Genomic DNA, 24,883 nt, shown 5'->3' on the forward strand with positions numbered 1-24,883 from the left:
AAAGGGCCGGAAATTTTAGTTTCCGACCCTTATTGGTGTATATGGAGTACTTTATATATAGCATTTTTTACAATATAATGTGTCACCTAAATTCAATTTTTAATAAAAAAATATTTTATCGTACAAACATTGTACTTATTGACTAACAACTTAAGAATGAATAAACAAATTATAAACCGTCTATAAAAAAATTCCCCTACAAAATTGCAGGGAAATCACAATTACATTTTGCTTAAAAAGCCTTTATTTATGGGAAATCATGAGCAAATCAGCCATGATACGTCCATAATACAAATAAGCTAGCGCGCAACGATTTGTTTTTGGATTTGTTCAGAAAGTTCAGCGCTGTTCATTTCAGCAATGCACTTTAGAGCAAATTCCTCAGCCGTACCCGGGCCACGGCTTGTAATGATATTACCGTCAACAACAACGCGATCTTCGGAAAATTCACGGCATACAAGATCCGTTTCGCATCCAGGGTAGCAAGTTGCCTTACGATCTACGAGGATTCTAGCCTTGCTGAGGACTGTCGGAGCAGCACAAATGGCAAGCACCCACTTATTGTCATCATTGAGGCTGCAAATAGTATTTTCAACCGCAGCGCTGGCCTTGAGATTCTGCACGCCAACACCGCCACCCGGCAAGAAAACAGCATCGAAATCGGTCGGTTCCAGTTTGCTCAACGCCACATCGGACTGAATTTTAAGCCCACGAAGGCCTTCAACTATGTCGGTTCCCGAAACAGAAGCTACCGTTACCTTGAATCCGGCACGGCGCCACAAATCTACAGGAACCACGAATTCAATTTCTTCAAATCCATCTGCCAACAGGACGAGAATTTGCATAATACCTCCATTTATGTACTTAGTTATTATAGCTTTTTTCAATCTATCTAGGGTCAATAAATCCACTAAATTCTATATTTGAGGCATGAATTTCAAAGATAGAATCATCCGCGCGACGGGCAAAAAAACGCCCTTCCGCCTTATCGTGGTCGATTTGACAGAGACCATGAACGAAATCGGCCGTCACCACAACGCCAAGGGTTTTGCCCTCAAGTTGCTTGCTGAAAACTCCATTGCAAGCATATTCCTTAGTGCAGGCCTCAAGTTCGCAGGAACAGTTTCTTACACCACTACATACGGTGGCGAGATCACGAAGATTCAAACAGACTCGACCCCGATGGGTCTTGTCCGCGCCATGATTCCGCAGGCAGAACTCCAGGCCATCGGAGCCAACGAACCGGCCCTCGTGCCGCAGCACGTCAGCGTCGTCAAGCTGAACGAACAGGGCAAGCGAGTCCACGAAAGCATTATCGAGGCTCCTTCCGTTTCAATGGGCCAAAACCTCGCCATGTACCTCCTGCAGTCCGAACAGATTCGTTCTGCCGTGGGTATCGAAGCCAGGTTCAATGCACAGGACCCGAGCGTTCTCGATTATGCCGCAGGCTTCTACATCGAAGCATTCCCTGACCTCGAGGACAAGGACATTAACCTGATCGAAGTCATCGTGCAAAATCTCCCGAAGTTCTGCGACATGTACAAAGCAGACAAGGGATTTGACCTTGACGAACTTTTGGACCAGCTCCGCGGCCCGTACGACATCGAAGTGGTGCGCGAAATCGACCCGAAGCCGTTCTGCCCGTGCAGCAAGGACCGCATGCTAGCTACACTTGCAACGCTCCCGCTCAAGGATTTGCAAGAACTCAGCAGCGAAAACAAGGACTTGAACGTTGTCTGCGACTTCTGCCGCACGAACTACACGATTACACCTGCCGACATGCAAGAAATTATAGACGAGAGAAATAAGAAAATATAGTGCTAGGTCAATAGTCATTAGTCAATGGTCTTTAGTTTTTTAAAGTTTGGTGCCGTAAGCACAATTATCTACTAACAACTAATGACTAATAGCTAAAGACCCTTAAGCCACAACCACCTAAAACCTACAACCTAACACCTAAAATCATGTTTACTAAGCAATGTGTTGTCACTCTTGACCTGGAAGGCGTTCTTGCACCAGAAATCTGGATTGCCGTCGCCGAAAAGACGGGCATCAAGGACCTCCGCCTCACCACTCGCGACATTCCCGACTACGATGTGCTCATGAAGGGCCGCATCAAGATTCTCGAACGCGAAAACATCAAGCTCTCTGACATCCAGAACGTTATTGCAAATCTCGGTCTCCTCGACGGCGCCCGCGACTTTATGGACACGCTCCGCGACGAAGCCCAGGTAATCATCCTCTCGGATACATTCCAGGAATTCGCCTACCCCATCATGAAGAATCTCGGATTCCCGACAATTTTCTGCCACAATCTCGTGGTCGAAAACGACATGATCAAGGGTTATCACTTGCGCATGAGCGACCAGAAGACGAAGGTCGTAAAGCACTTGCAGGAACTCAACTTCAAGGTGTTTGCCTCGGGCGATTCCTTCAACGACACGGGCATGCTCAAGCAGGCCGACAAGGGCTGTTTCTTCTGCGCTCCGGATTCCATCGTGGCACAGTTCCCGCAGCTCGAAGCCACAAAGACCTACGCAGAACTTTTGGACAAATTCCATAAGTTCCAGAATTCGCTGTAAAAAAAGCACAAAGTATACAAAAACCGTCGACACAATGTCGGCGGTTATTTTTTATAATCAGTCAATGGTCAATAGTCATTAGAAAAAACAACCAATAACTAATAACCAATGACTAACAACTAACGACTAATAACTACTTCAAGCTAGGCGTTTCCCAATCAATCCATTCAGACTTTTTGAAGTTGATGGTTTGAGTATTCTTGGAATAGTCAATCTTACCCGTCTTGGCATCCTTGCCGAGCAAGAACTTGTTCATAAAGTCCTTGACTTCGTCAAACTGCCCGTTCGGAAGCTGGCAGTGACCATGACCGCCTTCCTGGCTGTAGGTGTAATTTTCCGTTGCACCGAGAGCGTCATAAACTTCCTTAGAAGCTTGTCCGCAATAGTTCGACGGAACTTCGCCCAACCATTCCTGACCAGCATTGTCGAGAATGAGGAGCGCACGCGGAGCCACCATAGCCACCAACATGTGCTGGTCAAACGGGAGCGTATTTTCCTTGCCATCGTAATTCTTGAAACTAGAAATCATCCACTTGCCTTCGGTACCGGCACTGCTCAAGCCCTGAACGAACTGCTTACCCTTCTGCTTGTTCACCTGAGCGCCCACACGCCAAAGCGATGCGCCACCGGAACCGGATTCCTGCGGAATCGTGAGGGCAATACGTTCATCGAATGCACCAACAGCAAGCGTTCCCTTGCCCCAGCGAGAGCAACCCGTCATAGCGAGGTGCTTCACATCGATACCCGCTTCAGGAGTCTTTTCGAGAGCGTCGATAATGCGGCTTACGCCCCAAGCCCATGCAATGATGGTGCCCTGTCCCTGGTTATAAAGCTGGAAGAACATACCGCCACCGCTTTCTGGAGCGACGTCATCCGGGTTAAACGTAATCTGAGCGATGTCAAGACCGTTCGTTGCGTTGCCGAGGCTTCCGCAACCGCCCATCATGCCACCGCCAAAACCGATCATCGCAGGCTTCGGCTTGTCCTTGGTACCGGCGTTGCTGATTTTCACGGAGAACGAACCGGATTTGCCCTTGTCCGTGACCTTAATGGTGAGCTTTCCGCCAGAATACGAGCCTTCGACTTTTTCAGGATTGCGCGGCTTTGTACCGAACATGAGCTTTTCGTACATGGCGCCGATTTCTTCACGACGGCATTTCCAATCCGCCTTCGAAGAAATGCGCGTGCCATCGAGCTTTTTGAACGGATCCGGAAGTTTTGCGTTGTTCACGCTAGTCGGAATATCTCCAATTTGGCATTCACTGCGATGGTCTTCAACAAATTCATTTACCGGAGTCGGAGGCGTTGATTCGCTAGAGCTAGAGACTTCCGGCTTTGTTGCAGACGAACTAGAATGATGATGTCCACGGCTAGAACTAGAGACAGCATCGCTGCTACTTCCAGGCAAAGCATCGCTACTCGACGAAAGCTGAGGTCCAAGGACACTACTACTAGATGCACCGCTAGAAATAGCGACATCAGAACTACTCGTCGGAGATTGTGCATCTGCAGAAGAATCAGGTCCCTGACTGCCAGAACCGTCATCAGAACTTGATTCTACGCTATTTTCGGCGTACGAACTGGAGCTAGATTCTCCACCAGAAATAATTCCAGCGGATTGCCCGACCTGTTCCAAGCATTCTTTTGTTGTACATTGCGCAGCAGAAGTCATAGCTTCATCGCCGCACGCCCATAAGCCAAAGGCAGCAACTGCCACTGGCATTACTTTCATCCACTTATTCATTGTATACCAACCCCAACAACAGCCGTGAATTCGGCGGAATTGTTGTCCTTTAAATTAATCTATTCTAAAAATTTTGGGCGAGGTGTAATAACTTTTTTGTTGTAACAGTTACAACGCACTCATTCAGATGCATCTACCCGCAAACTGGAAATTTTCCATTTTTCCTTTTTTCTAGTCAAGTCGATGCTTTTTTCGTCTTATTTTTGGCATATTTTCGAAAAAAAGCCGCATAAGTATCAAATTATTAGATAAATTGAGAATGATGGATCAGGCTAAATTTACAACGAACCAAGAGCACATTGTAAGTGTGCTCCTTAAGAAGAATCCCAAACTTGACGAAGGGATTCTCAGAAAAGCTATAGCCTTTATTGCCGATGCCCACGATGGTCAATACCGCAAGAGCGGCATGCCCTACACAGAACACCCTTACGAAGTGGCCAAGATTCTTGCAGACCTCAAGCAAGACCAGGCAACGGTACTCGCAGGCTTATTGCACGACGTGGTGGAAGACACCCCGCATACCCTCAGTGAAATTTCTGAACTTTTTGGCGAAGACACGGCGTTCATGGTCGATGCGGTGACAAAGATTACCGCAGTCCAGGAAGCAAGCAAGACGGCGCAAAAGGCAAGTACCTACCGTAAGCTCATTACGGCCATGGCCAAAGACCCGCGCGTCATCATGATCAAAATCGCAGACCGCATCCACAACATGCGCACCATGCGATACATGAAGCCCGAAAAGCGTAAGATTATCGCCCAGGAAACTCTTGACATTTACGTACCGCTCACCCATAGATTCGGTCTATACAAGCTGAAAACCGAACTCGAAGACTTGAGCTTCAAGTACGTGAACCCGGATGAATACCAAAAGCTCGTCGACGCCCTTATCGAAAATAAGGAAAAGCGCGAAAACTACGTGCAATCCGTGATTGGTCCGCTTCAGATCAAGATGGCGCTCGAAGACTTCGACTGCACCATCCAGGGGCGCACCAAGAACATATACAGCATCTATAACAAGATGATTGCCCGCGGTTGCGGATTCGAAGACATCTTCGACATTTTCGCCATCCGCATTATCGTCGAAACGATTCCGGAATGCTACCTCGCTCTGGGTTACGTGCACAACCTCTGGACACCGCTTCAAAGCCGCTTCAAGGACTACATCGCCACCCCGAAGCCTAACCTTTACCAGAGTATCCATACAACCGTCATCGGTCCCGAAAACAAGATGGTCGAAGTCCAGATCCGCACAAAGGACATGGACTTAACCGCCGAAAAGGGATTTGCCGCCCACTGGGCCTACAAGATGGAAACGCAGCACGAAGGTGAAGAACTCGCCTGGCTCGACCACATGGTCAAGCTGCAATCCGAAATCTCGGACTCCAAGGAATACCTCGACTTCTTGAAGGTGGACTTGAAGCCCGAAGGCATGACGGTGTTCACCCCGAAAGGAGCATCCGTTGAACTCCCCGAAGGCGCCATCGTTTTGGACTTTGCATTCGCAGTACACACGGAGCTTGGCCTGCACTGCATCGGCGCACGCATTAACGACAAGGTCGTGAGCCTCGATGAACCTGTGCCGCACGGTGCCACAATTCAGATTTTAAAGAGCCCAAATCAGGAACCGAGCCCGGAATGGCTTGAAATGGTCAAGACCATCAAGGCAAAGCAGGAACTCCGCAAGTGGATGAAGACAAGCATCATCATCCAGTCCCGCAGCCTCGGTAAAGAAATCTGGACTCGCGAACTGCGCCTCCTGAAAATTGAAAAGGACAAACGCCCGAAGGAAGAGGACATCCTCAAGAACTTCGGCATGACAAGCCTCAACGAATTTTTTGAAAAGATCGGTCAGGGCGAACTGCCGCTCCAGGACATCCACCGTTTCTTGAACGGCGGAAACGACATATCCAAGGAAACCGCAGCCATCCGCTTCTACCCGAAATTCGGCAAGGACATGGACAACACGCTCACCGACGAAATGCCGTTGATGATTGGTCACGAAACCAGTCTCCTCATCCATTTCGCAAGCTGCTGCGGCCCTGTCCCGGGCGATAAGATTGTCGGCGTGATGCGCCCGCAAATCGGTATAGAAGTCCACAAGAGCGACTGCCCTTGTCTCAAGGACTTGCCGAACGACCAGCGCCTCCCCGTCGATTGGAGCGCCGATGTTTCGAAGCCATTTACAACGCACCTCACGATTGAAACAGACAACCGCAGAAACTTGCCTTTAAGCATCCTGATGGTTCTGAAAGACGAGAACTTGTCGTTGGATAGAATGAGTATCGCCAGTGCCCAGTACACGGGACGCATCCGTATGGAATTCAAGGCGTTCCGCAAGGACCAGGTCGATGCCATTGTGACCAAGATAAGGCAAGTCGAGGGCGTCAGAGGGGTTGAAAAAGCATGATAACATCCCTACACCATTGCGACTACACACAAAAAAACCGTGCGTTCAACTGCCGCATGAGGAACCGCTATTACGAAGAAGTGTATTACGCGTTCCGTGCGCTGTTCCCGAACGAAATCGCCGAAGCCAAGGAATCTACACCCGAAGAGAACAACGCCTGGTACCAGCATTTGAGCAAGGACATCAAGCGTTACGAACGTCTCTTGATGACATGCCTCGAATATGCGCAGGCAGCCATCTTTTACGGCAAGGCCGAAAATTCTTCGCTTTACTCCAAGGACAAGCGCTGGGGTATTTTGCAAGAAGAAATTTTCCTCGTGCACTTTTTGCAGGAACTGCTCTCGACGACGCGATACGTTATCGCAAGAATTGATACGGATAAAGTGTTGCAACAATGGAGTGGGGAAATGCAGGGCATGAAATCGAGTCCTGTCGTTTACGGCTTCGTGAGTGATATTCAAGGCAAATTGAATACCATGAACGCAGGCACCATTGATGAATTTAAGGACTTGCTGAAACACGTTCTGGACCGCTTCCAGATTGGCAATACGCTATTCGGAACCGTCCAGGACTTGCAGAATTTCTACTAATGACCATTGACTAAAAACTAACGACTATGTCTGAATACATCATACTTTCAATATTCCTTTTTCTGGGCGCGTTTATCGCGGCGGCGGCAACCGTCACAGGCCTATTGCTAGGCTACCGCACCAAGAATACAAAGAACAAGATGGCACCGTACGAATGCGGTATGGAAACCATCGGCAACGCAAGAATTCAGTTCAAGGTGGGCTACTACTTGTTCGCCTTGCTCTTCCTCGTGTTTGATATCGAAGCGCTGTTCCTCTTCCCCGTCATGATGAACTTCAAGGAAATCATGGCTGGCCACACGGCGCTCCCGCCATCAGTCGTCGTTATCGACCTTATCATCTTCATTGCGATTCTCGTTTCAGGTCTCGCCTATGCCTGGAAGAAAGGAATTCTCAAATGGGAATAATTAATTTAGCTCCGAAGATTCTTGACCCGATTCCCGGTGGAAAGTACGTTGTCAATGCAATCGACTACGTAGTCAACTGGGCTCGTGCTAATTCTATTTGGCCGCTTACATACGGTACAAGTTGCTGCGCTATCGAAATGATGTCGAGTTCCATGGCTCGCTACGATATCGCCCGTTTTGGCTCTGAAGTGTTCCGCTCGTCCCCGCGACAGGCGGACTTGTTTATTTTGGCAGGTACAATTACCCGCCGCATGGCACCCGCCATCCAGATGCTTTGGGAACAAATTCCCGGTCCGAAATACGTCATCGCCATGGGCGCCTGCACGATTAGCGGTGGCCCGTTCATCTACGACAACTATTCTGTTGTTCGTGGCGCACAGAACTTGATTCCGGTCGATGTGTTCGTTCCCGGCTGCCCGCCGCGCCCCGAAGCACTCTTCCACGGACTTTTGACGCTCCGCGAAAAGATTCTCAAGGAAACATGCCGCAACCCGTGGCACGAAGGCGAACCGAAGGACGTTTCGACGATGGACCGCTATCGCGAAGCCGCAAAGACTTGGGCCGCTCTCGAAGAAATGAAAGACGAGCAGATGGCCGAAGCCCGCGCGAAGTTCAAGGAAGAAAATCCGGACTACAAGAGTGCATTCAAGCCAATTCGCGTCAAGAAGCCGGATTTCCCGGAAGTGGAACGTGTGCCGTTCAAGCGCTTTGGCATGACGCAACTTGAACTTTTCACAAAGCTCCGCGCCAAGTTCCCGAACGTGACAGTGCATACACGTGGTGAAGACACTCCTGAAGATGTCGTCGCCAAGATGCCTGCGGACTGCCCGCTCGAAGTCATGCTCGAAAAGGAAGACTACCTGAACGTCGTTGAATTTGTCAAGAATGATCCTGAATTCAAGATGGATTACCTAATTGACGTGACCGCCATTGACTACGACGACCACTTCGACATGGTCACAATGCTCAGAAGCCTTGAAATCGGCCACAAGATTTTCCTTTGCGTGCAGCTCAAGAAAGACTTCTCGATTGACGAAGAAAAACGCCCAACATCGCTCCTCGCTAGCGTCCCAACAATCTCGCACCTCTACCCCGGTGCAGAAATCAAGGAACGCGAAGTTTACGACATGTTCGGCATCAAGTTTGAAAACCACCCCGACCTTCGCCGCATCTTCTTGGACAAGGACTTCGTGGGTTACCCGCTCCGTAAAGACTTTACTCACCCGGAAATGATTAGGAGGCCTATATGAGTCATCAGTTACCTCCGGGATTTCGCCTCGAACGCAAATCGAATACTGAAGAATTTTTTATCAACATGGGTCCGCAGCACCCGAGTACTCATGGTGCTTTGCGACTCACGCTCCGCATGGACGGTGAGACCATTGTAGAAGTTGTCCCGCACTTTGGCTATATCCACCGCGGTATGGAAAAGCAAGCGGAATCAATGAGCTACTTGCAGTACATCGCCATGTCGGACCGTCAGGACTATTTGACCGCCATCCAGAACAACTTGGGCGTCGTGATTGCTCTTGAAAAGGGCATGAACGTGGGCGTTCCGCTCCGTGGCGAATACATCCGCGTGATGCTCCAAGAACTTGGCCGCATTGCCTCGCACTTGGTGTTCTACGGTTGCTTTGGCGGTGACCTTGGCGGACAGACTTGCCTCTTGTTCGGTTTCAAGGAACGTGAAATGATTCACGACATCCTCGAAGAAGTCACAGGCTCCCGCCTTACGACGAACTTCTTTAGACCGGGCGGAAGCCGCTATGACGTGCCGGATACGTTTATCCCGCGCGTAAAAGCATTCCTCGACCACATGGAAGATACGATGAAGGACTACGAAAGATTCCTTTCGAAAAACATCATCGTGTTGGAACGCAGCATCGGCATTGGAGTTCTTTCCAAGGAAGATGCGATCGCTTACGGTTGCTCTGGCCCTGTGCTCCGCGCTAGCGGCGTGAACTTTGACGTGCGCCGTGCAAACCCGTATAGCATTTACGACCAGCTCGACTTTGACGTGCCCGTATTCCATAACGGCGACTGCTACGACCGCTACAAAATCCGCATTGCAGAAATTCATCAATCGCTCAAGATTCTGCGCCAGTGCGTCGAAAAGTTTCCGACCGAAGGTCCGTGGCGCAGCAAGGAAAAGCCAGTGCGACTCCCCGTGGGCCGCTACTACAGCGAAATTGAAACAGCCAAGGGTCTTTACGCCACATACGTTGTCGCCGCAACGACCGGCGAAAAGCCGTACCGCATCCACACACGCGGCCCAAGCTTCCCGCATATTGCAGCGATTAACAAGATGGCTCAAGGTCACAAGATTTCGGACCTCGTGACCATCATGGCAACGTTAGACCCCGTGATTCCGGAAATTGACAGGTAGTTTATGTTTGTACCTTCAGTAACACATCCTATTGGCGACTTTGTCCGTGAATGGGTTCCGCGCTTGGCAGAATATCTGCCCGCAAACATCCAGTCCGAAGACCTCAACAGCGTCGTCGCCTTCCTCATCAACGCTGTGATTTGCATTATCGCCGTCTGTGTGGTGAACATCGGCTCTGCCCCGATTCTCATTTACATGGAACGCAAGGTTTGCGCTCACGTGCAATGCCGTTTGGGACCGATGCGCCTTGGCTGGCACGGAACGCTCCAGACCATCGCGGACGTGATCAAAATGCTCTTCAAGGAAGTGTACGCTCCGAGTGGCGCTGACAAGCTCATGTTCTACTTGGCTCCGCTAATCGTCTTGATTGCACCGTTTATCGTCTGCGCCTTGATTCCGTTCGACAAGAACCTTGTCGTGGCCGACGTCTCGATGGGCATCCCGCTCATCATCGCGGTGAACGGCTTTGGCGTGCTCGGCATTTTGCTTGGCGGCTGGAGCAGTAACAACAAGTATTCCTTGCTCGGTGCGCTCCGCAGTGGCGCCCAGATGATCAGCTACGAAATCTCGTTTGCGATGATTCTCCTGTTCGTCGTCATGATTTCTGGTTCTACGAACCTCATGAGCATTACGATGGGCCAGGAAGGAACGATTTTTGACTGGTGGATTTTCAAGATTCCAGTCCTCGGTTTCATCGCTTTCATCTTGTTCTTTATTTCGAGCACCGCCGAAATGAACCGCGCTCCGTTCGACATTGCTGAAGCGGAACAGGAACTTACCGGTGGTTACCACACGGAATACAATGGCACCCCGTTTGCCATGTTCTACCTTGCCGAATACATCGCCCTCATCACGAACTCCGCCCTTGCAACCACATGCTTCCTCGGTGGATTCTTCCCGCCGTGCGTGGGCATTGACGCTATCGACAACGTTTTGAAGATGGTGCCTGGCGTCGTGTGGTTCTTCGCCAAGATTTACTTTATGGTCTGGTGCTACATGATGGTCCGCTGGACGTTTGTGCGCCCGCGTGTCGACCAGCTCATGGACTTTGAATGGAAATTCCTTTTGCCGGTAAACCTAGTGTTGCTCGTCGCTGGCGCAGCCTTTATCGCAATTGGTGGTTAGTTTATGCAAGAAAAAATTTCAACATTACAATATATCAAGCGCTACTTGAAGCGTTGCATTACGGGTCCGTGGAGCCTTATTTGCGGATTGTCCGTGACACTCAAGTATTTTTTCAATCCTAAGCGCATCGTTACGGAACAGTACCCCGAAAACAGGAAGACGCTCAAGATGCACGACCGTTACCGCGGCCGCCTCGAGATGATCGAAGATGCAGACGGCAACAACCACTGCACCGCTTGCGGCATGTGCGAACGCGCCTGCCCGAACGCATCCATCAACGTGCTTGCCACAAAGAACATTGCAGGCAAGAAGGTTCTCGGACGTTACGTGTACCACTTCGCCAGCTGCACCCAGTGCGGCCTCTGCGTAGAAGCCTGCCCGTTTGGAGCCATCCGCATGAGTCCCGCATTCGAGGTTGCGACAACTGACCCGAACGATCTTGAAATGATTTTAAATAAGAAGGAGGGACAAGGTTAATGTTCCCGGATTTGCCTTTATCATTCCCGATGGGTGGCATGGACATTGCGTTCTATGTCGTCGCATTCGTGATTTTAATGACGGCGGTTTGTTGCGTTGCCGTGAAAAACATCCTGCAAAGCGCCGTGTTCCTCATCTTTAGCTTTGTCACGACCGCCATTCTCTACATGCTCATGCACGCAGAATTCATTGCGCTTGCCCAGGTGATGGTTTACGTGGGCGGCGTCGTGATTTTCGTGGTGTTTACAATTCTTCTCACAAGCCATTTGGGAGAAGACGCTTTCACGACAAAGATTCCGCGAGTGTTTACCGCATTTGCGCTTTCCATCGCGTTTGTGTTCGTGATGGTCAAATGCGTGCTGCCGACTCCGGACTTGGCAAGCGGCATCGTAAACTCCCCCGCCGACTATTCTTCACTCCAGAACTTCGCCTTGCGCTTGCTCGGTAACGATCCAAACGGATTCATCATCCCGTTTGAAATCGTGAGCGTGCTCCTCTTGATGACGCTCATTTGCGCTATCACGGTCGCCCGCCGCACCAAGGAAGATGCCGAAGAGGAGGCTAGCAAATGAACCTTTTGAATTGCTTGATTCTCGCATTTTTGCTGTTCGGGATTGGCGTCTGGGGCCTGATGCGCCGCCGCCATCTCATCGGCATGCTCATTTCCATTGAGCTCATGCTGAATGCCGCAAACATCAACTTTATCAGTTTTGCCTACTTCACCGCACACGATGCGACCGCAGGCGCACTGTTCAGTATCTTTGTCATTGCCGTGACGGCTTGCGAAATGGCCATCGCCCTTGCGATTATCGTGACCATGTACCGCCGCCATAAGAGTCTTGACGTTGACCAGTTGAGGGACCTCCATGATTGATGATATCACTCTCGGCTATTTGATTCTATTGTTCCCGCTCATCACGTTCGTCGTGAACGGGCTTTTCCTCGGAAACAAGTGCGCGAAAGCAGCTGCGATTTTCGCAGTCGTCTGCAACGGCCTTGCCTTTGCCGCCGCAGGCACACTCGCATTCCACTACTTCAGCTCGGACTTTGCACCGCAAAAGGCAATTCTGTTCGACCATACGTTTATCCCGTTCATCGGGGACCTGGTCGCAAGAATCGGTATGCTCGTAGACCCGCTCTCCGTAATGATGCTCGTGGTTGTCACGTTCATCAGCTTCATGGTGAATATCTACAGCATCGGCTACATGCGCGAAGACCGCGCCGCCGGGCGTTTCTTTGCACTGCTCTCGTTGTTCAGCTTTAGCATGCTCGGACTCGTCATTGCGACAAACCTTTTCCAGATGTTCATCTTCTGGGAACTCGTCGGCGTTTCGAGTTACCTGCTCATCGGTTTCTGGTACCACAAGCCAAGTGCCGTAAGCGCCTCCAAGCAGGCGTTCATCCTCACCCGCTTTGCCGATAGCTTCTTCTTGCTCGGCATTGTGCTCGTGAGCTACGTCGTCGGCAGTTTCGACTTTTCGACGCTCAATTCGCTCAGCCTCATTGACTTCCAGAAGCAGTTCATCAACCTCGGCCTTGTGACAATCCCGAAATCCGAAGCACTCGTTCTCGGTTCCATATTGATTTTCACCGGTGGCTGGGGCAAGTCCGCCATGTTCCCGATGCATATTTGGCTCCCGAACGCCATGGAAGGTCCGACGCCCGTCAGCTCTATCATTCACAGTGCAACGATGGTCGTCGCAGGCGTTTACCTTGTCGCTCGACTCTTCCCGTTCTTTGCCATTTGCGATAACGCCCTCACGCTCATCATGTGGGTCGGCGCATTCACGATGGTATTCGCCGCCGTCATCGCCTGCACGCAAAAGGACATCAAGCGCATCCTCGCCTATTCCACGCTTTCGCAGCTCGGTTACATGATGTTTGCGCTTGGCGCTTGCAAGATTGGCCAGGTCATCGCCGTTACCGGTTGGACCGCTTCGACGTTCCACATCTTCACGCACGCCTTCTTCAAGTGCAGCTTGTTCCTCATCGCCGGTAGCTTAATCCATCAGGTCGGCACGAACGACCTCGATGCCATGGGCGGTCTCGGAAAGAAGATGAAGCTCACTTACGCTTGCACGCTTATTTCGATTCTCGCGATTTCGGGCATTCCGCCGTTCTCCGGATTCTTCTCCAAGGACGAAATCATTCTCGCCGCATTCCAGGGGCATCATTACGTCGTCTTTGGTCTTGCACTCCTCACGAGCGGTCTCACAACATTCTACATGTTCCGTCTGTTCTTCCTGGCGTTCCATGGCGCACCGCGTCACGAAGGCGTCAAGGCAGGCCATGTGCATGAAGATTTCGCGATGACACTCCCGATTGCCATCCTTGCGATTCCGGCACTTTTGAGCGGTATCCTCGGCAAGGGCATTTTTGAAAAGTTCTTTGTTCCGGGCCAGTTGAATGTTCCGCAGCTCGTCAAGCTCGAACATGCTGAATGGCTCCCGTTTGTCGCCGTCGGCATTGCCGTTATCGCTCTCGTGATTGCCTGGGTGCTTTACGCAAGCCCGTGGGCAAAAGTCCAGCGCGCACTCGATGAATCCAACCGCAGTGGCATCTACAAAGTCATTTACCACAAGTTCTATTTCGATGAAATGTACTACGCCGTCGTCCGCCAGTTTATCTTTGGCGGTATCGCCCGCGTTGCCCGCGCATTCAACGATTACGTGATTGAAGGACTCCTCGCCTTTACGGTCTGGTTTGTCCACAAGCTCGGTGACTTGGTCCGTTTTGCCCAGGCCGGCTACCTGCCGTTCTACTTGGGTACTTTGATTGTTGGCGTTCTCCTTTGGCGATTCTTCGGCCAGCTTCCCCTGTAAGGCGCACCCATGAATACAATACTTTTTAACTCCATTTGGGTCCTCCCCCTCTTAACGGTTCTCGCCTGCGTACTGATCCCTGCCACATACGAAAAGACGCTCCGAACCATCCACGTCACGTCAGCAACGATTGTCCTTGCAATTGTCTGCTACTTGACTTACGCCATCTACGCTCTCTCGGGAACTCCGACAGATCCGGCAGCTGCACCGCTTGCGCTCCGATTCTTCACGGACATCCCGTGGCTCTCGATGTTCAACGCCCACTACATTGTTGGCGCCGACGGTCTCAACATGCTATTGCTTGCACTCACGGCGTTTATCGTCTGGGCAGGCGTACTTGTAAGCCTCAAGATCAAAGGGAATCAGAAGATTTTCTTTGCGCTTATCCAGCTTTTGGCAACAAGCGTTTACGGCGTGTACATGAGCTTTGACTTGGTGCTCTTCTTCGTGTTCTACGAAATGGAAGCACTCTGCATGTACTTGATGATTGCCTGCTACGGCAGTGGCAAGCGCGACTACGGTGGTAAAAAGCTCACGTTGACGCTTGCGTTTGGCTCTTCGATGATTCTAGCAACGCTCTTCGGACTTTACTTCGAAAGTGGCGCCACAAGCTGGAACCTCATTGAAATTGCAAAGACGACGCTCCCGATGGATTTCCAGATGTGGGCATTCCCGCTCATGTTCATGGGATTCGCCGTTTCGAGTTCACTCTTCCCGTTCCACTTCTGGAGTCCGGACGGTCACTCCGCCGCACCGACTGCCGTTTCAATGCTCGCCGCCGGCGTGATGATGAAAATGGGTGCCTACGGATGCCTCCGCGTTGCGATGTTCCTCATGCCCGAAGCCGCCAAGATTTGGCTCCCGTACGTTGTAGCGCTCCTCATCTTTAACGTGGTTCTCGGCCCGTTTATTGCCATCCGCCACAAAGACCTCAAGTACATCACCGCTTACAGTTCCATCAGCCACTTGGGCCTCATCTTCCTCGGACTTGCAGCCCTCACGCCGATTGGACTTCGCGGCGCTAGCCTCCAGATGATTTCTCACGGTTTCTTGACTGGGCTTTTCTTCGCGACTATCGGCATGATTTACGAACGCACCCACACCCGCGACATCACGGAAATGGGCGGTATCATGCGCAAGATGCCGTTCCTCGGCGTTGGCTTTGTGCTTGCCGGTTTTGCAGGTCTTGGCCTCCCGGGCTTTAGCGGATTCATTGCCGAAAGCACCATCTTCATTGGCGCGTTCCAGCAAGATTCTACGCTCACTCGCATCGTGACGATTCTCGCGATTCTCTCCATCACGACGACCGCCGTCTACATTTTGCAAACCGCGAACCGCATGCTTCACGGCCCGCTCCCGCAGAAGTACGAAGACCTCACCGATGGATGCTTCCGCGAAAAGTTGGTCATTGTCGTTCTCGTTGCCTGCTTGTTGTTCATCGGTGTTTGCCCCGGCTGGATTTCGGAACTCTTAGACCAGAGCATTGCACCTATCTTTGAAAAGATTTCATCGGCAGGTTTATAGTAGGTTTAATTATGACAAATTTTGCAATTCCAAACTTCATTCTACCTGACGTTTTGCTGCTGATTTTCCCGTTCGTCGTGATTGGGATACGCCTTTTCGTGACTACACAATCCAAAGTCCCTTGGCGCATGGCAAACATCGGCTTTATCGCCATTTTCTTCTTGCTGAACTTCATCCCGCTCGCGAGCGGCAACGGAAGATTATTTATCTGTAACTGGAAGGTCGATGACTTTGGCGTGCTCATGCGCGAAGTGCTCATGGTGAGCGCATTGCTTGGCATGTGGCTTTCCAAGGATTACTTTGAACACGGCGCCGACAAGAAGCCGCCTATGCACCAGATTGCCGAATTCATCGGCGCCATTGCATTTGCGACATTCGGCGGATTCACGGTCGTGAGTGCTTGCGACTTGCTCACATTCTTCCTCGGCCTCGAAATCGCAACCATCCCGATGTACGCCCTTGCCGCTTGGAACAAGCGCGACCAATACGGCTCTGAAGCCGCTACCAAGTACATCTTGATGGGATCTGTCGCCACAGCATTTGAACTGTTTGGCTTCAGCTACCTCTATGGTTTCTCAGGGAGCCTCCACTTCAACGAGATCCAGGCCGCTGTCGCAAGCGGTTCTAGCCCGCTCCTCTGGATTGCCGTGCTGTTCCTCTTCTGCGGAATCGGATTCAAGCTCACGCTGTTCCCGTTCTACACCTGGGCTCCGGACGTTTACGAAGGCGCTCCGACGCCGGTAACCGCCGTGCTTTCCGTCACCTCGAAAGCAACCGCCATTGCGTTCCTCGTCGTGCTCGTCTATGGCCCGCTCTCCCCAATTCAAGACAAGATAGCACCGCTCATTGCGCTCCTCGCAGGCGTCACGCTCTTTGTCGGAAACCTCGGCGCACTCAAGCAAAGCCGCCTCCGCCGCTTCATGGCTTACAGCTCCATCGCTCAGGCAGGCTACATCATGATTGCCTTGCTTGGTCCTGCAACAACCGCAAAGACAGCAATCATCTATTACCTCTTTGTCTATGCCGTTTCAAACTACCTCGCATTCTTCGTGTTCGGCATCATTGGTCATCACCGAGAAGAAACATTCCAGTCGCTCCGCGGACTTTCAAAGCAAAACCCGAGCCTCGCCATCGCCCTTGCGATTTCGATGTTCAGCTTGGCCGGCATTCCGCCTCTCGCCGGTTTCTTTGGCAAGTTCCACCTGTTCTTCAGCGGAGCCTCGACAGGCCATTACGCACTCGTTGCATTCGCAGTCTTGAACAACGTCATTGCGCTCTTCTACTACTTGCAGCTCATCAAGGCCGCCTGGGTCGATGAACCTGACGGACATTTGAACCCTCTCCGCCTCACCAAGCGCCAGCGCGAAGTCATCATTTTGCTGAGCATCGCGGTAATCCTCCTCGGCTTTGTTCCTTTCCTGAGCAACAACATCTTTGCCGGGTTTATGAATTAAACAAGGGGAAACGCCTTGATTCTCCTAACGGAGAATGACATTACAATTTCGCCTCCGACTAAGTCGGAGGCGTTTTTTATTTTTAGTTTATTGTTACTAGAATTTTAGGCTTAGTCCTGCAAGCAACGTATAGAGTAGGCATAGTCCTTTTGGAAGTAGCCACCATTGTTCACGCTGTTGCTGCTGGATTTCATAGTCCTGGTGTAGCCGTAACTCCTATTTTCATCCCACTGTTTGGCACCCCAGAAGCCTGCGTGATTGCCATCAGTGGTGAAGGCAAAATTGACATACTTAAAGCCTGCAGGGAGCGCCGAGAAACCGTACGCATCCTCGTTCTCGATGCCATCAACCGCTTTCCAAAGAGTCTGGGCCTTGAGTTTCTGACCCGCCGTGGAAATCCCGCCCACAGCGTCGATCAGGGTATCCCATTCCACATCGCTCGGCACATGCCAGCCGTCCGGGCAAATGCCCTGAACGTAGCCCGTGCCAAGGTCGCAGTCATGATTGCTACCGCACTCGTTCTCAGGCTTGCCCATGGCAGTGGCCCAGGTGTACAAGCGACCGTAGGTGTCGCAGTCGCCTCCATCAAAATCACCACTTTTGCGATTGCCACCGCACCAGCTGTCTTCAATTTCATAGTTCAGGTTTTCAGCCATCCAGATCTGTTTGCCGATTTTCACCATCTTGTAGACTCGTTCCACAACATCGCCTCGCTTTGCGCAGAACTGCGTTTCAAGGTCATATTCACTTTCTCCACAAGTATATTTCTGTAATTCGTTTTCTACGCATTCAAACTTCATAGGGTTGTAATCCTTGCCGTCGCATAGGTCATACACAACCTTAGCATAACAGAACTGAGCATCCATGTCATAGAGACGATCTTCGCAATCTTCAGAATTGCATTCCGAAGGGCACGACTTCAGTCGTTTTCCGTCCTTACAGATGACTTCGCTCGGATTATAGGCCTTTCCGCCACACAGTTCAAGGACAGCAAAGACTCCTTCTTTTTCATTGAAATTGCAGAAGTGGGTTTCCGGATCAAAAGGTTCATTGTTGCATGTGCCCTTGTAGAACTTTTCAATCTGGACATTCTCACCCTTGCCGCACTCAAGCGTAACGACACCAGCCTTGTCGCCAACAACCCTGCAAGCATCGTCACTGGCATCTTTTCCATTTGAGCCGTCCTTGATGACGACCGGTTCGGATTTGCCACAGGTTATTTCAACGCCGCCTTCGACCGACTTGGTCGAGCAGCTTTCGCCCGCAGGGCCGGTAACGCTTTCGCCGTCTTTTCCATTCGTAATCGTAACGGTTTTATCACCGCAAGTCAAGTCGTAGCCGTTCTTTTGTTCATTGACTTTGATGGAGCAACTTGAACCCTGTGCGCCCGCCAGCGAAGCAAGCCACTCGGCTTCAGTTCCCTTGAAACCGTTTTCCTTTGCAATTTCGTAAGCAGACTTGCCGTTTGAGCCATTCGAGCCATTGGTTCCGTTTTTACCATCGGCTCCTTTAGCACCGTCCTTACCATTCAAGAGAGTCCCGACCTTTTTGCCACCGCATAGCACGTCATACCCGGAACCGTCTTTCAGCGCCTCTACAGTACAGGATGTTCCATCCTTACCGTCTTTGCCATCAGCACCATTTTTGCCATCCTTGCCATTGGCTCCATCCTTACCGTCAGAACCTTTGACTTCAGAGAGATTCACCTCTTTCCAGACGCTGTCGGCACAGAAGTAAATAGCATCGGAACTATCGACATAAACCATGCGGCCTTTGTTCTTGGAATTGCAATCGCCCAGGTCTTTAAACGATGCAACCGTATTTAAATCGGCATTTGTAAGTTGGTCAAGTTCTTCACCGCAAGCGGTCAAAAGAGCCGTTGCAGATAATGTACCTGCAAGCGAGATGAACAACTTTTTAGTTTTCGTATTCATAATATCATTCCTTTATGAGAGATTGCGGTAAAAACCTACGGTTCATCCTTCAAGCAGCGAACCGAAATAGCATAACTCTTGATCAATTCATCAAGTGAACCCTTGTCAGATCCAGAGAACAAACTGAAAAAGTGCACATAGCTGCCAAAACCGGACTCTAAAGTACTCCAAAAGTATGCGCCGTCATCTTCGTTTACATAACGCCCCAAGTCGGTTCTTGCGCCAGCAGGCAAAGCCGAGAACAAATAAGTCACCCCGCCTTCGCTTGACTTAAGATTCTTACAGACTTCGTTATCTTCCCTCCAATCTGTAAAAGTCGGATCCACGCTAGAAGCAAGAGTCTTAAACTCATCCGCATCCGGCAGATGCCAGCCATCGGGGCATGCACCCTGCACGTAGCCCGAACCCAAGTCGCAAGATTCATCACCGCCACACTCTTCTTCAGTCTTGCCCATAGCGGCAGCCCAAGTATACACGCGGCCGTACTTCGCGCAATCGCCATCTGTCGTTCCCGATCCGCCACCACACCAGCTATTTTCTGTTTCATAGTTCAGGTTCTCGGCCATCCAGGTCTGCTCGCCGATTTTCACAATATTGTAGGCACGTTCTTCCACGCCGCCTCTCGTTGCACAGAACTGCTTCTCTAGGTCTAATTTGCTTCCTCCGCAAACAATTTTTTCCAACTTGTTATTCTTGCACCTGTACATCGTGGGGTCGTAATCCTTGCCGTCGCACAGGTCATACAAATCAATACCATAGCAGAACTGGACATCTACATCATAACGGTGATAAGTGCATCCTTCAGAATTACATTCCAAATGGCACAACTTCTGCAGCTTACCTTCTTCACAGAGGTCATCGCCTGGAATATAGGTCCTTCCACCGCACAGTTCCACGACAGAAAAGGTTCGTTCTTCTTCATTGAAATAGCAGAAATGGGTTTCCGGATCAAAAGGCTCGTTGTTGCATGTGGCCTTGTAGAGTTTTTTAGTCCGAACGTCCTCGCCCTCGCGGCACTCAAACGTAACAACTCCACCCTTGTCGCTAACGATCTTGCAGCCATCATCACTTGCGTCTAATCCGTTCGTGCCATTCTGAATTACGACCGGTTCCGAATCGCCACAGGTAATTACAACGCTACCTTCAATAGATCTAGCCGAGCAACTTTCACCCGCAGGTCCGGTAACGCTTTTGCCGTCTTTTCCATTCGTAAGCGTAACGGTTTTATCACCGCAAACCAAATCAAAGCCATTCTTTTCTTCATTGGCTTTGACGGAACAACTTGAACCCTGCGCACCCGTCAGCGAAGCAAGCCAATCAGCTTCTGTACCCTTGAAGCCGTTTTCCTTGGCTATTTCGTATGCAGACTTGCCATTTGAGCCGTTAGTGCCATTCTTGCCGTCAGCACCTTTTGCGCCGTCCTTACCGTTCGTGATTGTTCCGACCTTTTTGCCAGCACATAGTACGTCATACCCAGAGCCGTCTTTCAGAGCCTCTACAATACAGGATGTTCCATTTGTCCCATCCTTGCCGTTAGTTCCATTCTTGCCGTCGGCGCCGTTTTTGCCATCCTTGCCGTCAACACCCTTGGCTTCCGAGAAATTCACCTCTTTCCAGACACTGTCGGCACAGAAGTAAATAGCATCGGAACTATCAACATAAACCATACGACCTTTGTTTTTAGAATTACAATTGCCCAGGTCCTTAAGCGATGCGACCGTATTTAAGTCGGAATTTGTAAGTTGAGCGAGTTCTTCGCCGCAAGAGGTCAAAAGAGCCGTTGCAGACAGCGCACCTGCAAGCGCGACCAGCATCTTTTGGGTTCTGGTTTTCATGTCATTGTTCCCTTTGGTTAAACTTGTAACAAAACCGCATAAAAATAAGTGTTTTGTAAGAATAAAAACATCACGGACAAAATATAGCTATACCAATGAAATTGTCAAGGATTTTGACAACAAATTGCCACAGTCGCAAGTGGCAGAATCAATGAAAAAAAACATCCGAGGTCTTTGATTGACCTCGGATTAGTTTTACTGTCATTGGCTTTTTTAATGCCTAGAGCATTAATTACTTTTGATCGATTTCCGCTTTAATCGCTAAGACATCAGCTTCAGAAAGCTTTGAAACGCGTACGACCTTTTCTACAGAATCACCTTCAATAAGCAAATCTTTTGCCACTTCGCGAGCCTTTTGATTACGGCCTCGATCAAGGGCGGCCTTGTTGATTGCATATTCATCCCATTTGGCTTTCTGCGCTTCATCAATCATTTTCTGTTCCTCTTTCGATAATTTAGCCAAATATGCACTTGAAAACAAGAGCTCAAATGCCGTATTGGCATACTGCTTGGGCATTTGCGTCATGTTTTTCATGTTCTTGAGCGCGTAAAGCCCCCTGTCTAGCGTTGTTTCAAGTTGGTCCAGAGGCTTGTTGAACTTCGGAAGTTCCACAAAAGCGAAAGAAAGGACATCGCTAACGCTAGCCCCATTGATTTCACGGATCTTGGCACGGCGGATATAGCGGTCATCGACAAATACATTGAATTCCATAAAAACTACTGTAACAACAGGTTTCAGCTCATAATTGTACTTTTGTCCACGTTCGCCCTGCGCAATGACAGTCTGCGATGCGTAATAAATCGCACGGTTGACAATGTTTTCTTGCATAAGGAGCTGCACTTCGATAATAAAGCGTCGCTGTGCCGAATCGATGCAGTACAAGTCAAAGACTGTTGTCCGGTTTTCATTTGACCCATTATTGAATTCCTTATCGCGGGACTGAACGTCCACAATCGGCGATGATATTTCTCCTTCAAGCACAGCATTCAAGAGCGCTATCAGACAAACCTTGTTCTTAGTGTCGGGATTGAAGGCTTTCTTGAATGTCCTGTCCGTAAGAAGGTCTGCAAAGACTCCCGCTCCCCTATATTCCTCATAAGTTCTTGCCTCGCTAATTGTTTTTCCCCAATGGGCTTCTGTAATGTTATTGTTGTTTTCCATAGATATCCATTATTAAATTCCGAAAATGTCGGCTCATAGACAGAAAATTGCTCCCCATCCATTATATTAACACGCATTTTTCGCGATTTTAGACCACAAATTTATTGTAAAATTGCGATTTATAAAAAAACACCCGAGGTCTTTGGTAGACTTCGGGTGAGTTTTTTAGTTTAATTGTGTTTATAACTATTCGTTCCAGATGTCGTTGGGCAACTTGCCGATATCGCGAAAGTCCAGCTTGCCACTTGTGGCAGAATTCATGCTCACGAGGCGTGCCAAAGGCTTGCCAGCGCGTTCAATGACGATTTCTTCGTCCTTGATGGCGACCTGGTTCAAGAGCGTCCCAAAATTCTGACGCATATCCATTGCAGAAACTACTTTCGACACGGCGAGTCCTTTTCCCTCTACGTCATCCTCCGCTAGGAGGATCCATAATTTTTCATACAGAATTTAATTATTATTATAATTAACGTCAAAATGTTTGAAAGGAGATGCCCGCCTTCGCGGGCATGACAATGCAAAAGGTGACCCCGTCCCGGAACAAGTCCGGGATGACAGTCCGGGGTGACATCAAAAAATGGATCAAGAAGTTCGCACATTTTCGGTCACGCAGTACATGCGTTCGCTCAAGAACACCGTAGAATCAACACCTGCGGTGTGGGTGCATGGGGTCATTTCGCAAATTGCGGAAAAGCCGTCGGGCGTTTACCTGAGCATTGCGGACTTTGCCGATGGCGACGTGAAGCCCAAGGCCACCCTCGCCCTTTACTGCTACACCGCCAAGTACGATGCGATTCTCGCCAAGATTTCAAGCCTTTCGCAACCGTTTACGCTAAAGCACGATTTGAAAGTCAATTTTCTCGTGCGCGCAGAACTGTACATCCCGTACGGAAAGTTGCAAGCGCAAATTCTGGACATCGATCCGGTTTACACGATTGGCGAACTTGCACTCACCAAAAGCGCCATTTTGAAGCGCCTTGCGATGGAAGGCCTGCTCGAAAAGAACAAGCAACTCGAACTTGCCGACGTTCCGCTCCGCGTGGGGCTTATCACCGGCGAAAATACGGCCGCGTACAAGGACTTCACCACGCGACTTGAAGCGTCTCCGTTCGCATTCGAAGTCACGACGGTCTATGCGCGGATGCAAGGGAACGAAACAGAAGGGAGCATCATCGCCGCACTGGAACAGCTCCAAAGCGACCCCAATTTAGACGTTGTCTGCATTGTGCGCGGTGGCGGTGCAAAAACTGATTTGAACTTCTTTGATAGCGAAGCGCTTTGCCGAGCGGTAGCAAACTACCCCACCCCCGTCTTTACGGGAATCGGTCACGAAATCGACCGCTGCCTTTTGGACGAAGTCGCTTACCTCTCGTGCATCACGCCCACGGACTGCGCGAAGCGTCTCGTGGAACGCGTCACGGATAGCTGGAACCGAATGACTGAAGCGATGGCAAGCATTGCCGATGGCGCACGCGATTTGCTCACCGAAAGCAACAAGCAACTCGGCACGATGGGGAACCAGCTCCAGCAAAAAGTTTTCGGGCTCATCCAAAACGAGAAATCGAAACATGTGCTCATCGCCGCCTCCATAAAAAAAGACACCGCATTTTATATAAAGTCTGAGCACGAGCGTTTAGACCGCAACCATGAAGGTTTAAAGCAAGGTTCCCGAAAAATTCTCGACCTCGCAAAATCGAAGTTCGAACTCGTCAACGAAAAAGTCAAAAATGCAGACCCGCAAACAACGCTTGCCAAGGGCTATTCGCTCACGCTAGACGAAAACGGAAAATTCATCCGCAAGGCAAGCCAGCTCAAGAGCGGCGACACCATCAAAACACGACTCGCCGACGGGGACGTCCTATCCGTGGTGCAATAACTAGATCCTTCGACTTCGTGCTGCGCACTCCGCTCAGGATGACAAGCTCCGCACAGCACCTAGCCAAACACCGGCAAGCTTTCGATTTTCTTGAAACGGTGCGTCACGGAGTCCAGCTCAAAATAGCGCACGCAATCGCCAAGCGCAAGCATCACGTAATTCGGTGTCAGCACTTGCAAATACTTGTTCAATTGCTGTTGCAACACTGGCCACGTGTATTCACCCGGAGCCTTGCACTCCACCAGGAGCCATGGCTTGTTCAGAGGCGCCCCCGCCCTAAAATTATGCACCAAGATATCCACGCGGTCCGACGTCTTTACATCAATCGACGAAAGCGGAAATTCCACCGCGATCAAGTGCTCCGGAACCTTTACTACATCGACCAAATAGCGCACCGTCGCCTGGCGAACATGTTCTTCGGGCGTTGCAGGGACATCCTTTTTGCGAATCGGGTCAAATAGCGTATCGTGGGTCATTGGCGTGAATATAAAAAAACGTGAGGAAAATCACCCCATTTCAAAGCGAAATTACAAAAAAAGTTAAACAAGTCAACCCAAC

General features: G+C 50.2%; 22 protein-coding genes. 15 read left to right on the top strand and 7 right to left on the bottom strand.

Translation table 11 applies throughout. The features are described 5' to 3' along the window. Positions 1–299: 299 nt before the first annotated feature. Entirely contained in the window at positions 300–845 is a 546-nt protein-coding gene (locus CRN95_RS02465) for a DJ-1 family glyoxalase III (protein WP_088629968.1), read from the bottom strand. An 85-nt stretch (positions 846–930) separates the two neighbouring features. On the opposite strand from CRN95_RS02465, the gene CRN95_RS02470 reads away from it, so the two are divergent. Then, positions 931–1,818 (top strand): Hsp33 family molecular chaperone HslO, encoded by an 888-nt coding sequence (locus CRN95_RS02470; protein ID WP_088629967.1) that lies wholly within the window; start codon positions 931–933, stop codon positions 1,816–1,818. Positions 1,819–1,964: 146 nt separating this feature from the next. After that, positions 1,965–2,582, top strand: coding sequence for a bifunctional phosphoserine phosphatase/homoserine phosphotransferase ThrH (gene thrH, locus CRN95_RS02475; RefSeq protein ID WP_097020008.1), 618 nt, complete (start codon positions 1,965–1,967; stop codon positions 2,580–2,582). A gap of 133 nt (positions 2,583–2,715) precedes the next feature. Here thrH and CRN95_RS02480 read toward each other — a convergent pair whose 3' ends face one another. After that, positions 2,716–4,305 (bottom strand): hypothetical protein, encoded by a 1,590-nt coding sequence (locus tag CRN95_RS02480; protein ID WP_235002828.1) that lies wholly within the window; start codon positions 4,303–4,305, stop codon positions 2,716–2,718. 328 nt (positions 4,306–4,633) lie between these two features. On the opposite strand from CRN95_RS02480, the gene CRN95_RS02485 reads away from it, so the two are divergent. The 12 genes from CRN95_RS02485 to CRN95_RS02540 are packed head-to-tail and all read left to right on the top strand — an operon-like array spanning position 4,634 to position 17,518. Then, a complete protein-coding gene (locus CRN95_RS02485) occupies positions 4,634–6,733 on the top strand; it encodes a bifunctional (p)ppGpp synthetase/guanosine-3',5'-bis(diphosphate) 3'-pyrophosphohydrolase (RefSeq protein WP_235002829.1) in 2,100 nt (699 codons plus the stop codon). Further along, entirely contained in the window at positions 6,730–7,323 is a 594-nt protein-coding gene (locus tag CRN95_RS02490) for a hypothetical protein (protein WP_088629963.1), read from the top strand. Before CRN95_RS02485 ends, CRN95_RS02490 begins: the two co-directional genes overlap by 4 nt. Before the next feature lie 26 nt (positions 7,324–7,349). After that, positions 7,350–7,730, top strand: a complete 381-nt coding sequence (locus tag CRN95_RS02495; protein ID WP_014546976.1) for an NADH-quinone oxidoreductase subunit A — start codon at positions 7,350–7,352, stop codon at positions 7,728–7,730. Next, the gene (gene nuoB, locus CRN95_RS02500; RefSeq protein WP_097020010.1) at positions 7,721–8,980 is read left to right on the top strand and encodes an NADH-quinone oxidoreductase subunit NuoB; all 1,260 of its coding nucleotides are present in this window, start codon (positions 7,721–7,723) and stop codon (positions 8,978–8,980) included. The genes CRN95_RS02495 and nuoB overlap by 10 nt, the downstream gene beginning before the upstream one ends. Then, on the top strand, positions 8,977–10,116 hold the full coding sequence (locus CRN95_RS02505; RefSeq protein WP_097020011.1) for an NADH-quinone oxidoreductase subunit D: 1,140 nt from the start codon (positions 8,977–8,979) through the stop codon (positions 10,114–10,116). The genes nuoB and CRN95_RS02505 overlap by 4 nt, the downstream gene beginning before the upstream one ends. A gap of 3 nt (positions 10,117–10,119) precedes the next feature. After that, positions 10,120–11,241, top strand: coding sequence for a complex I subunit 1 family protein (locus tag CRN95_RS02510; protein ID WP_097020012.1), 1,122 nt, complete (start codon positions 10,120–10,122; stop codon positions 11,239–11,241). Between the two features lie 3 nt (positions 11,242–11,244). Next, positions 11,245–11,718 carry an NADH-quinone oxidoreductase subunit I gene (locus CRN95_RS02515; protein ID WP_014546973.1) on the top strand — a complete coding sequence of 158 codons (474 nt, stop codon included), beginning with the start codon at positions 11,245–11,247 and terminating at the stop codon, positions 11,716–11,718. Then, the gene (locus tag CRN95_RS02520) at positions 11,718–12,290 is read left to right on the top strand and encodes an NADH-quinone oxidoreductase subunit J (RefSeq protein ID WP_085492267.1); all 573 of its coding nucleotides are present in this window, start codon (positions 11,718–11,720) and stop codon (positions 12,288–12,290) included. Before CRN95_RS02515 ends, CRN95_RS02520 begins: the two co-directional genes overlap by 1 nt. Continuing rightward, positions 12,287–12,592: an NADH-quinone oxidoreductase subunit NuoK gene (gene nuoK / locus CRN95_RS02525; protein ID WP_014546971.1), complete on the top strand. Its 306-nt coding sequence runs from the start codon at positions 12,287–12,289 to the stop codon at positions 12,590–12,592. Before CRN95_RS02520 ends, nuoK begins: the two co-directional genes overlap by 4 nt. Then, positions 12,585–14,540 (top strand): NADH-quinone oxidoreductase subunit L, encoded by a 1,956-nt coding sequence (gene nuoL / locus CRN95_RS02530; RefSeq protein ID WP_097020013.1) that lies wholly within the window; start codon positions 12,585–12,587, stop codon positions 14,538–14,540. The genes nuoK and nuoL overlap by 8 nt, the downstream gene beginning before the upstream one ends. Before the next feature lie 9 nt (positions 14,541–14,549). Next, the gene (locus CRN95_RS02535; RefSeq protein WP_097020014.1) at positions 14,550–16,064 is read left to right on the top strand and encodes a NuoM family protein; all 1,515 of its coding nucleotides are present in this window, start codon (positions 14,550–14,552) and stop codon (positions 16,062–16,064) included. Positions 16,065–16,075: 11 nt separating this feature from the next. Continuing rightward, positions 16,076–17,518, top strand: a complete 1,443-nt coding sequence (locus tag CRN95_RS02540; protein WP_097020015.1) for an NADH-quinone oxidoreductase subunit N — start codon at positions 16,076–16,078, stop codon at positions 17,516–17,518. 110 nt (positions 17,519–17,628) lie between these two features. On the opposite strand, the gene CRN95_RS02545 is transcribed toward CRN95_RS02540, so the two are convergent. From CRN95_RS02545 to CRN95_RS02560, 4 genes are all read right to left on the bottom strand, one after another. Then, positions 17,629–19,452, bottom strand: coding sequence for a fibrobacter succinogenes major paralogous domain-containing protein (locus tag CRN95_RS02545; RefSeq protein WP_097020016.1), 1,824 nt, complete (start codon positions 19,450–19,452; stop codon positions 17,629–17,631). Between the two features lie 35 nt (positions 19,453–19,487). Next, complete coding sequence (locus tag CRN95_RS02550) at positions 19,488–21,287, bottom strand: FISUMP domain-containing protein (RefSeq protein WP_088629955.1); 1,800 nt, start codon at positions 21,285–21,287, stop codon at positions 19,488–19,490. A 232-nt stretch (positions 21,288–21,519) separates the two neighbouring features. Further along, positions 21,520–22,449: an Rpn family recombination-promoting nuclease/putative transposase gene (locus tag CRN95_RS02555; RefSeq protein WP_088629954.1), complete on the bottom strand. Its 930-nt coding sequence runs from the start codon at positions 22,447–22,449 to the stop codon at positions 21,520–21,522. 186 nt (positions 22,450–22,635) lie between these two features. Beyond that, positions 22,636–22,836: a type II toxin-antitoxin system Phd/YefM family antitoxin gene (locus CRN95_RS02560; RefSeq protein ID WP_233138364.1), complete on the bottom strand. Its 201-nt coding sequence runs from the start codon at positions 22,834–22,836 to the stop codon at positions 22,636–22,638. A gap of 190 nt (positions 22,837–23,026) precedes the next feature. Here CRN95_RS02560 and xseA point away from each other — a divergent pair, with 190 nt between their 5' ends. Further along, positions 23,027–24,325, top strand: coding sequence for an exodeoxyribonuclease VII large subunit (xseA, locus tag CRN95_RS02565; RefSeq protein WP_088629952.1), 1,299 nt, complete (start codon positions 23,027–23,029; stop codon positions 24,323–24,325). Between the two features lie 59 nt (positions 24,326–24,384). Here the strand turns inward: xseA and CRN95_RS02570 are convergent, their stop codons facing one another. Further along, positions 24,385–24,801, bottom strand: a complete 417-nt coding sequence (locus CRN95_RS02570) for a type I restriction enzyme HsdR N-terminal domain-containing protein (protein ID WP_088629951.1) — start codon at positions 24,799–24,801, stop codon at positions 24,385–24,387. Between the last annotated feature and the right edge of the window lie 82 nt (positions 24,802–24,883).

The organism is Fibrobacter sp. UWB16 (assembly GCF_900215325.1).
Classification (GTDB): domain Bacteria; phylum Fibrobacterota; class Fibrobacteria; order Fibrobacterales; family Fibrobacteraceae; genus Fibrobacter.